Below are 13191 nucleotides of genomic sequence, written 5' to 3' on the forward strand. Positions count from 1 at the left end.
ATTTATTTCAAATGCGCAATTCTAGCCACTTTCCCCCGTCCCGCACCAGCACCCCGCTCCGCCATGGCAATCATCCACACGCTTTTTCCCTTCTTAACATTGTCTTAAGAGTCCGCTGGCACCCTTTACGCCATCCCAACACTGGAGCCCAACGGTATGACTCACCTCAACGATGCCCTGCGCCGCTTCGACGGCCAACGCCGGGTCTGGACGGCGGGACTGGAGCGAACCCTGCTCGGCTGGCTTGCCAGTCGCAGCGCATTGCCGCCCTCTTCGCAGGCACCCCGCCGGATCCTGGTCATTCGCAGCACCAACCGCATCGGCAACAACCTCTTCCTGCTGCCCTTCCTGCACCAGCTTCATCGCGCCCATCCCCACTCCGAGCTGGAGCTGGTGTGCAGCCCCACCGCCCTGCTCCCCTTCCTGGCCGATCTGCCCCTGCGGCACATTCATCAGATCCGGTTGCAGGGCAGACACCTGCCGGGCGCCCTCTCGGCACTCTCGCGTCTGCGCCGCCAGCACTACGACAGGGTCTACGTCCCCTTCGCCTCCAGTACGGATCACTTCATCGCCGCCTGGGTACAGGCCCGTGAGAAATGCGGCTTCGACGATGGCCATGGGGATCTCATCTTCCCGCGTCCGCAGGCTCCGGACAGTGAGTGCCACTACGCCCACCAGCCCCTGCAACTGCTCGGCATACCGGGCAATCCGGCCGACCCCATACCCCTTGGCAGCCTGTTGCAGGGGCCAAGCCCGGCCTTGAGTGCGCTGCGACGAGCCCATCCTGGCCGTCCCCTGATCGGCTTTTTCACCGGTGCTCGCAAGGGCAAGGGGCTCTCCCTGCCCCAGTGGCAGCGGTTGCTTGGGGATCTGCGCCGTCACAGCCCGGATGCCCTGCTGATCCAGCTCGCGGATCCCGCCGCCGCCGAGCACCTGCTCGGGGACGTGCACGTTTCCCTTGGCAACATGGGGGAGCTGGCCCGCTTCACGGGCGGCCTCTCCCTCTTCGTCAGCGCCGACACCGGTCCCCTGCACCTGGCTGCCGCCAGCGGTGTGCCCTGTCTTGGCCTCTTTACCCAGACCGACCCCGCCCGCTACGGGTGCCTGGGCGCCCAGCACCTCAATCTGGTGATCGAGGATCGCAATGCCATTCCCCTCGACCACCAGTGGCTGGCCGAGGCGCTCGCAAGCGCCCCTCACCCGGTGACGATGTCGGTTTCCCCCACACGCTACCTGCCCGCCCCCCGGCCCGCCCTGATCCCCCTCTAGGGAGCGGCCATGCAAAAAAGAGGGAAGGCTGTCGCCTTCCCTCTCTCGTCTTGGTGACACTCACCGGGCGCTCGTCCGGGTGAATGGAAGCCCTCAGGCCAGCTCGGCGCGCAGCGCCCGGGTCGCATCGACCATCACCTTCAGGGCTGCGGTGGTCTCTTCCCAGCCGCGGGTCTTGAGGCCGCAGTCCGGGTTCACCCAGAGCCGGTCTGCCGGGATTTGTTGTGCAGCCTTGCGGATGAGGTCTTCAATCCAGCCCTGGCTCGGTACGTTCGGCGAGTGGATGTCGTAGACGCCCGGGCCGATCTCGTTGGGGTAGTTGAAGCGCTCGAACGCTTCGAGCAACTGCATCTGGCTGCGGCTCGTCTCGATGGTGATCACATCCGCGTCCAGCGCCGCCACCGCCTCGATGATGAGGTTGAAGTCGCTGTAACACATGTGGGTGTGGATCTGGGTGCTGTCCACCACCGGGCTTGCGCTCAGGCGGAAGGCGCGCACCGCCCAGTCGAGATAGGCCTGGTGATCCTGCTTGCGCAGGGGCAGCCCTTCGCGGATCGCCGGCTCGTCGATCTGGATGATCTTGATGCCGACGGCTTCCAAGTCAGCCACCTCGTCGCGAATGGCCAGGCCAATCTGCAGGGCGGACTGCTCGCGGCTCACGTCTTCCCGCGGGAAGGACCAGCAGAGAATGGTCACGGGGCCGGTCAGCATGCCCTTCACCGGCTTGTCGGTCAGGCTCTGGGCAAACTTCGTCCACTCAAGGGTCATGGGGGTCGGACGGTCGATGTCACGGGTGATCACCGGCGGCTTCACGCAGCGGGAGCCATAGCTCTGTACCCAGCCAAAGCGGGTGATGGCAAAGCCGTCCAGCAGCTCCCCGAAATACTCCACCATGTCGTTGCGCTCGGCCTCGCCGTGCACCAGCACGTCCAGCCCGATGGCCTCCTGGCGCTCAATCGCATCCTTGATCTGGGCCTGGATGCCCGCCTCGTAGGCCTGGTCATCGATGCGCCCGGCACGCCAATCCTGACGCAGCACCCGGATTTCAGAGGTCTGCGGGAAGGAGCCGATGGTGGTGGTGGGCAGGAGCGGCAGCTTCAGATCCGAGCGCTGCGCGTCGGCACGCACCGGGTAGGCGCTCTGGCGATCGAAGTCACTGTTGGTCAGGCTGGCGAGTCGTGACTGCACCGCTTTCTTGTGAACCCGGCTGTCGGACTCCCGATCCACGATGGGCTGGCTGTAAGCCTCGATTTTGTCCAGGGCGCCACCGTCCAGGTAGTCGGACAGCAGCCCCAGCTCATAGCACTTTTGCAGGGCGAAGGCGAACCAGCTGCGGGTCTGGGGATCCAGCTCGTGCTCCAGGGTCAAATCCACCGGGCTGTGCAGCAAGGAACAGGAGGAGGCCACCCAGAGGCGCTCGCCAAGCTTTTCTTTCAAGGCCTTGAGGGTCGGCGCCAGCTTGGCCAGGTTGGCACGCCAGACGTTGCGGCCGTTGATGACACCCGCCGAGAGTACCCACTGGGCCGGCAGGTGCGGGACCAGGGTCTCGAGCTGTTCGGGGGCAGCCACCAGATCCAGGTGCAGGCCGTCCACCTTCAGACTGGTGATGATGTCGCGCTGATGGGCCACGGACCCGAAGTAGGTGGTGAGCAGCAGCTTGCAGGGGCCGCTCAGGCGCTCATATGCCTTGAGGTAGGCCAGGCGCCACTCATCCGGCAGGTCCAGCGCCAGAGCCGGCTCGTCGATTTGCACCCACTCCACCCCCTGGGCCGCCAGTTTGGCCAGGATCTCCTGGTAGACGATCAGCAGGCGATCCAGCAGTTCGAGGCGGGAGAAGCCGCTCTCTTTCTCCTTGCCAAGCCACAGGTAGGAGACGGGGCCCAGCAACACCGCCTTGACCGGCAGCCCAAGGGCCTTGGCCTCTTCCACCTCGTCAAAGAGCTGGCTCCAGCCCAGCTTGAAGCGCTGCTCACGGTAAAATTCCGGCACCAGGTAGTGGTAGTTGGTGTTGAACCACTTGGTCATCTCGGCAGCGGCCGCCGCCGGGCCGGTCGGCGCACGGCCACGGGCCACCCGGAACAGGGTGTCGAGGTCGGTGTCGCCGTGGCGGTGACGGGCAGGCACGGCGTCCACCAGCAGGCTGGTACCCAGCACCTGATCGTACCAGGCAAAATCCCCCACCGGCAGCAGGTTGACCCCGGCGGTACGCTGGGCCTGCCAGTGGCGCTCACGCAGGCTCTTGCCCACGGCGACCAGCTCGGCCTGGGTGGTTTCGCCACGCCAGTAGGATTCGAGGGCAAATTTCAGTTCGCGCTTGGCGCCGATACGGGGAAAGCCCAGGGTGTGTGCGCAGGTCATAGGTTCCATTCCTTATGCTCGTTTATCTGATGAGGATCTGGATTGTTTGGCCATCCAGATGTTTACACATCCAAAATGACAAGATAAGGTGGCCTTGGCTATTGAATCCTCTTCAACTGGCTCTCAAGAATTTCTCAACTGACGCACAAAGGAGCAGTGCCATGGTCGCGCCCACCCCATCCAGCCCCCCTCAGAGCAGCAATCTGGGCATCGATCTCAAACACCTGAAGACCATCAGTGCCCTGGCCGAGCAAGGGTCTCTGGCCGGGGCCGCACTCACCCTCAACCTCACCCAGTCCGCCCTCTCCCACCAGCTCAAGGAGCTGGAGACCCGCCTCAATCTGGAGCTGTTTCTTCGAAAAAGCCGCCCTCTGGTGCTGACGGCGGCAGGCCAGCATCTGCTGGCCCTGGCCCGTCAGGTGCTGCCCGCCCTGGCCCAGACCGAGCGCCAGCTGGTCGCCCTGCACAGCGGCGAGGCGGGCAGGCTGCATCTGGCCCTCGATTGCCACAGCTGCATCCAGTGGCTGCTCCCGCTGTTGCCGGACTTTCGCCGCCAGTGGCCCGGCGTGGATCTGGAGGTGGAGTCGGTGCCGGGTTTCGATGCCATCAGTGCCCTGCTTGGCGGCCAGCTCGACCTGCTGCTCACCTCGGATGTGCAGGCCCGCGGGGATCTTCACTTCGAGCCGCTGTTCGCCTTCGATCTCACCCTGGTGATGGCGCCGGATCACCCCCTCTGCCAGCAGCGGCGCATCGCACCGGACGATCTGCGGCCGGAGGTGCTGCTGGTCTACCCGGTGGAGCGGGCGCGCATGGACGTGTTCAGCCGTTTCCTGCAACCGGCCGGGGTGGAGCCCGCCCGCTGCAAGCCGGTGGACAACACCTCGGTCATGCTGCAGATGGCCGCCGCCGGGCTCGGACTCGCCGCCCTGCCCCGCTGGGCCAGCGAGGAGTTCGTGCGCCAGGGCCTGCTTGAGGCGCGCCCTCTCGGGGAGGGCATTCGCCGCCACATGTATGGCGCCGTGCGCGCCGCCGACAAAGATCAGGCCTGCCTGCAGAGCCTGTTCGAGCGCATTCGCACCCGGATGGCGGCCCAGTAAGCCGGGCACAAAAAAGCCGCCAGGATCAGGCGGCTTTCACCACGGGTTGCCCGCGCAGACGAAGAGTCGGGCATCAGCACTCATCACCCCTCGCCCCACCCAGCCTTCGCGGGCAGTTGCCACACAGTTCCCCATCCCGGCGCTTGTAGTGCAGGCAGCAGCGCTGGCGCACATAGCCCGGGAAGGCCTCGTCCCGGGGCAGGCCCGCCTCGCGCCAACCCGTCAGATGTGCCGACGGCAGGCCACAGGATTCAAGCCAGAAGGGGGCATGGGCCCTCACCTCCTCCCGACTCACCTCCCCGAAGAAATCGGGTACCCGCACCAGGGCCGCCAGCAGATCGTCCGCCAGGAGCGGGCGCACGAAACCGGGGCGCAGCCGCTGCGCCGTCCCAAGGAGGGTGAACAGCCCCTGCCAGTGCGCCTGGAGTCGCTCCCCGGCCGTCTTGATCAACACGCCGACCTCCCCTCTGATCATGGGCTCGGCTGGCAGGGTAAAGCCTGACACCACGCCGGCCTCATGCCCCTGTCCCAGCCTGTCGAGGGCAGGCACGGCCCGATGGCGGTAGACGGCCACCATGGCGAGATAGATGGATTGCCAGCAGAGCATGCCCCAGCTGCGGGTGAGCCAGTAGGCGGACCCCGCCTCCGGGTGTGCCTGCTGCCAGTGCGCATGGAGGGCTGCGGCCACCACGGCCGACGTCGCCCCGGCGGCATCCGTCAGTGGCGGGCGCACGTCACCGGACGCCACCAGGTTCCCCTTGAGGGACGGGATCAGGCTGGCCGCCGCCGCGAACAAGGCCTGGTGATCCGAGACGAGGGCGCGATCCGCGTCCGCTTTCTCCCGGCCAAGGCTGCGCGGCACACCGCGCCCCCTCTCCTCGCCCATTCGTTGAAAGGGCCCCGGGCGCGTGCCGGGGCGCAAGGTCAGAATGCGTATTTGAGTCGCGCCTCCACGCTTCGCTCGGCCCCGAACCAGCAGTTGTTCTGGTCGTAGCAGGAGTAGTAGGTCTTGTTGAACAGGTTGCTGGCGCCAAGCGATACCCCTACCCCCTTCAGGCTTGCGCTGAGGGCGGCGAGATCGTAGGAGGCGGACATATCCATCAGGAGGTAGTCCGGTACCTTGTCGGTGTTGGCGGCATCCATCTCGGCCTCCCCCACGTAGCGCAGGCCGGCGCCCACTCGCATCCCCTCGAGGTTGCCGCCGGGGTAGTAGTTGCTCCACAGCGACGCCATCTGTCTGGGGACCCAGACCGGCGTCTTGCCCTGCAACGTGGTGGTGTCACGCGTGATCTCCATGTCCATCAGGGTGTAGTTGAGGGCCAGATCCAGCTGGCTGGTGAGATCGGCTCTCCCCTCAAGCTCGATGCCCCTGGAGACCGTCTCCCCGGTCTGCAGCTTGGGCCCGTAGACATTGTCCGGATCCGTCACCAGGGCGTTCTTCTTGGTGATGTGGAACGCCGACAGGGTCGCCGTCTTGCTCATGTCATCGGAGAGGAACTTGACGCCCCCTTCCCACTGATGACCGGTCGCCGGTTTGAACGCCTGGCCCTGCTTGTCCGCCCCCGGCACCGGCTCGAAACTCTCGGCATAGCTCGCATAGGGGGAGAAGCCACCATCCAGCTCATAGAGGGCGCCGACGCGGAAGGAGAGGTTGTCCTGATCGATGTGGGCCAGGGACTGGCTGTCCGCCCCCTGATAGAGGGTCCGGCTGTCGGTGTCCATCCGGTAGCGGTCGTAGCGGGCGCCGCCGATGGCCACCAGCCGATCGAGGCGCACCTGATCCTGCAGATAGACGCCGGTCTGGGACTGACGGATCACCTTTTTATCCTGGTAGTTGAAAGTGAGTGCCTCTGGGACTATCTGGCTATGGTTCGGGTTGAAAATGTCGATGCTGGGTGCCGAGTAGTCGAGGGTATCCCGGTAGAGGATATGGGCATCCAGGTACTGGTAATCGACCCCGAGCAGCAGGTTGTGCTGGGCAGAGCCCGTCTGCACATTGCCCGCCAGCTGGTTGTCGATGACAACGCCCCGGGAGTCTTCATCGGTGAGATAGGCGTTGCGGGCCAGGGTGCGGTTGTCCGCCGCCAGGGCCGCGTTGTAGGTGTTGCGCTGATAGGCGGACGCATCCATGTAGCGGGCATTTTGCAGCACCTGCCAGCGCTCGTTGAAATCGTGGCTCAGCTTGTAGCCCAGCAGGGTCACATCCCGGTTGTACTCGTTCCAGTTCTCGTCGCCAAGGAAGGTGTCGCTGCCAAGCTGCCCCAGGGGGTTGGACTTGGCCGAGCCGCTGGCGGGCACAGTGGTGTAGATGCCGGCCTCGGGATCCTTCTGGTAGTAAAGGTTGAGGTTCAGCAGGGTGCGCTCGCCGAGCTGCCAGTCCAGGGACGGCGCAAAGACATAGCGCTCCTCCTTCGAGGTCACCGCCTGGCCATCCTTCTCCCGGGCCAGTCCCACCAGCCGATAGGCGAGCTGCTCGTTGATGGCACCGGTGCTGTCGAGGGTCATCTCCTTGAGGGTGCCCGTGCCGGTCGCCACGCTCACGTTGTGCTTGCTCTCCCGCTGGGGGCGCTTGGCGATGAGGTTGACCATGCCGCCGGGGGGCATGCTGCCATAGAGCACCGATGTCGGCCCCTTGAACACCTCCAGCTGCTCGATGGCCACCGGATCGATCTGGGGTTGCAGGTTCCAGTCGTTGTACTGGAGCAGCAGGCCGTCATAGAAGTTCTGGTAGTTGTCAAAGCCACGGATGTTGAACAGATCCAGCCGGTTGACCGCCCCGCCCCGCAGCTCTGTGTTGACGCCGGGCACGTAGCGCAGCGCCTCGCTCACCGAGCTGACACCGCGCAGCGACAGGGTCTCCCCATCCACCACCGAGATGGCCTGGGGCGTCTCGATGGGGTCGAGCCGGGTCTTGGTCGCGGTGTTGCGATAGGTCTGGCCGAGCACGGTCAGGGTCTCGTCGGCGGTGGCCGTATCCTGGCTGTCGGGCGCGGCGGCCTGTACAGTGCCTGCAAGCAGGGTGGAGATGGTCACGGCGACCAGGGTCAAAGGGGGGTGAACAAGCTGCATCTGATCCTCGATTACTTACTGCATGTTAATAGTAACAAATATCATTTGCATTTTATTGTTCTATTTTGCCCCGATATTAACAATTTGGGGCATGTTGGCGGGGAAGCGGGGAAAGCGAGGGTGGCAGGCACGCCATCTGTTATCGGAGGCAACATGGCAACGCCGTCGAGGCTCTCAGGGAGGCCCATCATGGCCGCCTGATGAAGGACACCGCCTTCACTTGCATAGTCAATCGGCAATCCTGACAAGTATGGTCGTGTGTGCCCTCCCCTTGTTGATCCTGGTCAATCGCTATTGATAAATGAGGCGATAGCATGCCCACCCTTTTATCAGCCCTGATTGAGACAATCTGAAGCCATCAGCACACGCCTATGCATGAGACCGCCTACCAAAACCTGCACTGCGATACCCAGCTCAACGTCACCTTCGGAGTCATCGTCCTGACCCTGCTCATCGCCCTGATGGCCGTCAGTGTCAGCATCCGGACCTCTGCCGAGCGTAAGTACCACAAGGTGGCGGCCATGTTCGTGCACAACATGGCGACCCAGTCCATCGAGCCACAGTTCAAATCACTGGAGCATGTCCTCAACGAAACGGGCAGTGTCATCGATGAATCAGGCCTGGATGCCTTCCTCAATGAGGGCAACACGCCACTTGGCCTCTCCCTGATGCAAACGTTGGCACTCACCCCCTATGTGAAGAGCATCCTGCTCGCCGATCTGCAGGGGCGCTTCAATTCCATCCCCCATCTGCCGGTCGAGGAACACGTTGATGCCAGGAAGCGCCCCTGGTTTCTCTCCGCCGCCGTGCGAACCCTCTTCGTGCACTACACCGATCACTACACCAGCCAATTCGATGACAAGAGCCGCAGCGTCTCCGTCTCCCGCCCCCTGCTCGACAGGGAGGGATTCTTCCTCGGCACCCTGGCCATGAACGTGGATCTCGAGCAGATGAGCTATCCCCTGCGCCAGCTCATGAGCCCTCTCAAGGGGGAGTTCTACCTGGTCGATCGGGCGGGCGACATCCTGCTGCACTCGGATGTGGGGAACCTGTTTCGCCATCGCGTGGACCGCCGGCTCATCGAGCAGATGACCAACGGCGCCGACCACCTCTTTGATGCAAAGCGCCAGACCCACCTCTACTACCACTCCTTCTCCAACCCGGACTGGTTCGTCATCTATGCCGTCAGCAATGCCAGGTTCAAGGAGGTGAGCAGCAGCGAGTCCCACCAGCTCCAGATCACCCTGGTGGGCTGCATGCTGATCTGCCTGCTCTGCTGGTGGTCCTTGCGTCATGTGCTCAGCAAGATGATTATCGAGATCATCGCCCTGATGCGCACCGGACGCATCCACGCGGGCAAACCAGGGGATCAGTTGCGCCAGGAGATCCAGAGCGGCCATCGCCAGATGCTGGAAGCCGTGGAGGCGTCCAACACGGATGCCCTGACGGGTCTGTTCAATCGCCGCTGCTTTGACAAGGCACTCGACGACCAGCTGATCGCCGGCCGCCCTTTCTGCCTGGGGTTGATCGATCTGGACAACTTCAAATCCATCAATGACACCCACGGCCACCCGGTCGGTGACGACGTCCTGCGGGCGGTGGCCCGAGAAGGGCGGCAGATTGCAAGCCAGGAGGCCACCCTCTACCGCTACGGCGGCGAGGAGCTGGCCATCATCATTCCCGGGGAGGACAGCACCAGAGCACGGACGATGCTCGAGCAGTGGCGCACCCAGGTGGCACAGCGACCATGGCGCGAACCGGACCTGGTGGTGACCTTCTCTGCCGGGCTGGGACTGTGGCGACAGGAGTCCGCCGAGCAACTGCTGGCGCGGGTCGATCAGGCGCTCTATCAGGCCAAGGATGCCGGCAAGAATCGGGTGCACCATGCCGACTGATCCCCTTGCACAGCGTCTGCGTCTGGCCATCGTGCTCGGGCTCCTCTTGCTGGTCGGCCTCACCGCCCTCAACCTCCTGCAGGCGGCCAGCGGCCTTCGCAAGGACAACGCGCGCAGCCTGAACCATGCTAGGGCCATGATAGAGAGTGCCATCAACGACAGTCAGTCCCTGGTCAAGGCCGCCCACCCCCTCGCCATGGGCCGCTGCCAGGATGAGCAACTGGCCTTGCGCGACCTCATCACCGCCTCCCCCTATGCGCGGGCACTCTATGTGCTGGAGGGGCAGCAACTGCGCTGTACCACCCTGCACAGGCCCATCCTCACCCGGGATATTCCTCGCGGCCCGGCGGGCAACCAGACGCTGATCCTCGCCAGACACAGCCCCATCACCGGGCAGACCGCCATCCTCTACCGTCAGCCATCCGGCGATCGCACCCTGCTGGTGGAGCTGGACGGCTTCCACATCTTCGGCGCCTTGCAGGCCGTGATGGGAGAGGACAACCTCTTCTTCCTCCTCGGGGACCAGGCCCTCGATGGCCACGGCAGGACCCTGCCCGCAGCCCGCCTGCTGGAAGGGGGACAGCGTCTGCAACAGAGCGAGCCCACCGCTCATCCCTATCGCCTGGTGGCGCTCAACGGTTACAAGGAAGTGCTGGCGTTTGCCTGGGCGTACAACCAGGAGAACCTGCTTGCCGCCCCTGTGCTGGCGCTGTTGCTGGGGCTGCTCACCTTCTATCTGAGGGGGCGCAGCGGCTCCCCCCGCAGCGAGCTTGCCAGAGCCATGGCGGCCCGGGAGTTCATCCCCCATCTGCAACCCGTGATGGACAGGCAGGGGCGCCTGCGCGGTTGTGAAGTGTTGATGCGCTGGCGTCATCCCACACAAGGGATGATTGCCCCCAACCACTTCATCCCCCTCGCGGAGGAGTGCGGCTACATAGTGCCGATGACTCGCCAGTTGATGGCCCAGACCCGGGATTATCTGGTCGGGGTGGCCGACAGGCTGCCCCCCGGCTTTCACGTCGCCGTCAATGTCTGCGCCCAGCACTTCAAAAACCAGGACATCGTCGCCGAGTGCCGCGACTTTCTTCGCGCTTTCCCGGGCCAGGATCTGCGCCTGGTGCTCGAGGTGACGGAGCGGGAGATGGTGGATGCGGACGAGCAGACCCGCGCCATCTTCGATGCCCTGGACGAGCTGGGCGTGCTCATCGCCATCGATGACTTTGGCACCGGCCACTGCAGCCTTTGCTATCTGCAGATGTTCCATGTGGACATCATCAAAATCGATCGCAGCTTTATCAAGGGAATGAAAGAGGAAGGCCCCTCCCGCCATATCGTCGAAAACATCCTGGATCTCGCCCATCGCATGGGGCTGGCTCTGGTCGCCGAGGGGGTGGAGACCCAGGAGCAGGTCGAGATGGCACGCCGCTATGGCATCGACTACCTGCAGGGCTTCTACTTCGCCAAGCCGCTGCCACCGGCCCAGTTCACTGATCTCCTGGCCAGCGCCACACGCCCGGAGCCATTCCGGCGCCATGCCGGGGTGAGCCTCCTTCCCTAACGGGGGGCGACGGGCAGCCAGTACTCCATGGTGGCGTCGGGCTGCTGGCCGTCAAAGCCGGGGGCATAGCGCTCCAGTTCGAAACCGTCCAGCCCCCGGTATGCCGACTCCGGCAGCCAGTGCAGGATGAACCAGTGCAGGCTCTCCCCCAGCTGGGCAATGGGTCCTTTGTGGGTGAGCACGGCATACTCCTGAGCCGGCACGTTGAGACTCGACAGGCCGGGGGGCGTAGGCGCCGTCGTGGCCACTCCGGCCCAGTAAGGCAGCCGCTCCCCTGCCCCCGACACATCCACCACCCCCAGCCATTCCCTCGACAGGTCCAGCGCCCCCGTCGCGCGCAGCGCTCGCCAGATGGCGGGCACCGTCTGCTGAAAATCCGGTGAGGCATCGAACAACCCCCGGATCGTGCCACTGACTCCCTGCAAGGTGAACGCCGGCAGGCTCTCTATGCGCACCTGCACCAGGTTGGGAGAGGCAGAGCGGGGGACCGCCGCCCGCACCAGAGGCGTGCGCAGCCCCAGCCGCAGGCCCCGCTTGCGATACGCCAGCGGCGAGCAGCCAAATTGCTGCTTGAAGGCGCGGCTGAAACTCACTTCGGAGCCAAACCCGTGATCCAGCGCCACATCCAGCACCCGCAGCCGGGTGGAGAGCAGCGCCTCCGCCGCCATGCTCAGCTTCAGCTCGCGCACATAGTGAGCCACCGTCTGGCCCGTCTCATGCAGGAATACCCGTTGCAACTGCCAGCGGGACCAGCAGCTCTGCCGGGCCAGCGCCTCCAGGGAGAGCGGCTGATCCAGATTGGCATGGATGTAGTCGAGCACTCGCTCGATGCGGGTGAGGTGGGCGCGCGCCTCGGGTGCCGGCTCACGGAGTGGGTGGGGAGAAGTCGGTGTCATGATGCGCTTGAGACCACGCCAGCAGAGGGCGCTCTGGCCCGGGAGGGCCACATTAAACAGGGGTGTCGCGCCGACCGCAAGGCCGGCGCACCGCCTGGCTATTCATCCCGCCTCGCTCAGGGTAGACGGCTCTGGCCATGCTCGGCAAAGTGGCTGCGAAGGGCGCTGATCACCCGCCGCACCTTCTCCGGGATCTCCCGCTGGGGGGTGATGGCATGGATATCCATGGGAGGGGCCAAAAAGCCCGGCAACAGCACGAGCAATCGACCGGTGGCGATATCTTCTTCTATTTCACCTTCCGGTTGCAGCGAAATCCCCTGCCCTGCCAGGGTGAACTGGCGCAGGGGCAAGACGTTGTTGCACAGCACCCTGGGCTTGGGCTTGACCTTGTGGGCCTCCCCCTTCTCGTCCAGCAGCAGTATCCCGCCCCCCAGCATGTCCGAGGCCAGCCAGTCGTGGGCCAGCAGATCCGCCGGGCTGCGCGGCGTGCCCTTGCGTGCCAGATAGGCGGGCGAGGCACACAACAGCATCCGGGTCTGACCCAGCCTGCGCGCCACCAGGGTGGAATCTTCAAGCGTGCCGACCCGCAGCGCCACGTCGATGCGATCCTTGATGAGATCCCGCTTCTCGTCGTCGGCAATGATCTGGATGCCCAGGCCCGGGTGCGCCTGCAGCAGCGGCGAGAGCGCCCGCGCCAGGGGCTGGCCCGCCATCCCCACCGGCGCGGTGATCCGCACTTCTCCGAGCAGGCTGTCGCGCACCTCCGAGAGGCGCAGCTCGGTGTCGTTCAGGGTCTGCTGCAACGACTGGCAACCCTGCCACACCACCTCCCCCGCTTCGGTCAGGCTGAGGCGGCGGGTGGAGCGGTGCAGCAGGGGCAGACCGAGCTGGCTCTCCAGTTGACTGATATGCTGGCTGACGGCGGACGGGGTCATGCCGAGGGCCTTGGCGGCGCCGGTCATGCTGCCCGCCTCCACCACGGCGGCGAAGATGGCGTAGCGTCTGAGCTGATCCATTATGAAGCCCTGCTTACAAGTGAATGCAATTTT

9 protein-coding genes are annotated in these 13191 nt (G+C 64.7%); 4 read left to right on the plus strand and 5 right to left on the minus strand.

Translation table 11 applies throughout. The features are described from left to right. Nucleotides 1–156: 156 nt before the first annotated feature. Nucleotides 157–1269: a glycosyltransferase family 9 protein gene (locus tag PG879_RS05820; RefSeq protein WP_270829895.1), complete on the plus strand. Its 1113-nt coding sequence runs from the start codon at nucleotides 157–159 to the stop codon at nucleotides 1267–1269. A gap of 93 nt (nucleotides 1270–1362) precedes the next feature. Here PG879_RS05820 and metE read toward each other — a convergent pair whose 3' ends face one another. Then, a complete protein-coding gene (metE, locus tag PG879_RS05825) occupies nucleotides 1363–3627 on the minus strand; it encodes a 5-methyltetrahydropteroyltriglutamate--homocysteine S-methyltransferase (protein WP_270829897.1) in 2265 nt (754 codons plus the stop codon). Between the two features lie 161 nt (nucleotides 3628–3788). Here metE and PG879_RS05830 point away from each other — a divergent pair, with 161 nt between their 5' ends. Further along, nucleotides 3789–4724, plus strand: a complete 936-nt coding sequence (locus tag PG879_RS05830) for a LysR substrate-binding domain-containing protein (RefSeq protein WP_039041273.1) — start codon at nucleotides 3789–3791, stop codon at nucleotides 4722–4724. 73 nt (nucleotides 4725–4797) lie between these two features. Here PG879_RS05830 and PG879_RS05835 read toward each other — a convergent pair whose 3' ends face one another. Next, nucleotides 4798–5610, minus strand: coding sequence for a siderophore ferric iron reductase (locus tag PG879_RS05835; protein ID WP_270829899.1), 813 nt, complete (start codon nucleotides 5608–5610; stop codon nucleotides 4798–4800). A 38-nt stretch (nucleotides 5611–5648) separates the two neighbouring features. Beyond that, nucleotides 5649–7793, minus strand: coding sequence for a TonB-dependent siderophore receptor (locus PG879_RS05840; protein WP_270829900.1), 2145 nt, complete (start codon nucleotides 7791–7793; stop codon nucleotides 5649–5651). A gap of 371 nt (nucleotides 7794–8164) precedes the next feature. Between PG879_RS05840 and PG879_RS05845 the strand changes: the two genes are divergently transcribed. Together PG879_RS05845 and PG879_RS05850 are read left to right on the plus strand one after the other, a co-directional pair. Continuing rightward, nucleotides 8165–9688, plus strand: coding sequence for a sensor domain-containing diguanylate cyclase (locus tag PG879_RS05845; RefSeq protein ID WP_270829902.1), 1524 nt, complete (start codon nucleotides 8165–8167; stop codon nucleotides 9686–9688). Beyond that, nucleotides 9678–11246: an EAL domain-containing protein gene (locus PG879_RS05850; protein WP_270829903.1), complete on the plus strand. Its 1569-nt coding sequence runs from the start codon at nucleotides 9678–9680 to the stop codon at nucleotides 11244–11246. Before PG879_RS05845 ends, PG879_RS05850 begins: the two co-directional genes overlap by 11 nt. Here PG879_RS05850 and PG879_RS05855 read toward each other — a convergent pair. Together PG879_RS05855 and PG879_RS05860 are read right to left on the minus strand one after the other, a co-directional pair. Then, nucleotides 11243–12142: an AraC family transcriptional regulator gene (locus PG879_RS05855; RefSeq protein WP_270829904.1), complete on the minus strand. Its 900-nt coding sequence runs from the start codon at nucleotides 12140–12142 to the stop codon at nucleotides 11243–11245. The genes PG879_RS05850 and PG879_RS05855 overlap by 4 nt on opposite strands. 116 nt (nucleotides 12143–12258) lie before the next feature. Further along, nucleotides 12259–13158: a LysR family transcriptional regulator gene (locus PG879_RS05860; protein ID WP_270829905.1), complete on the minus strand. Its 900-nt coding sequence runs from the start codon at nucleotides 13156–13158 to the stop codon at nucleotides 12259–12261. Between the last annotated feature and the right edge of the window lie 33 nt (nucleotides 13159–13191).

The sequence above is a fragment of the Aeromonas sp. QDB63 genome, from assembly GCF_027707425.1.
GTDB lineage: Bacteria > Pseudomonadota > Gammaproteobacteria > Enterobacterales > Aeromonadaceae > Aeromonas > Aeromonas caviae.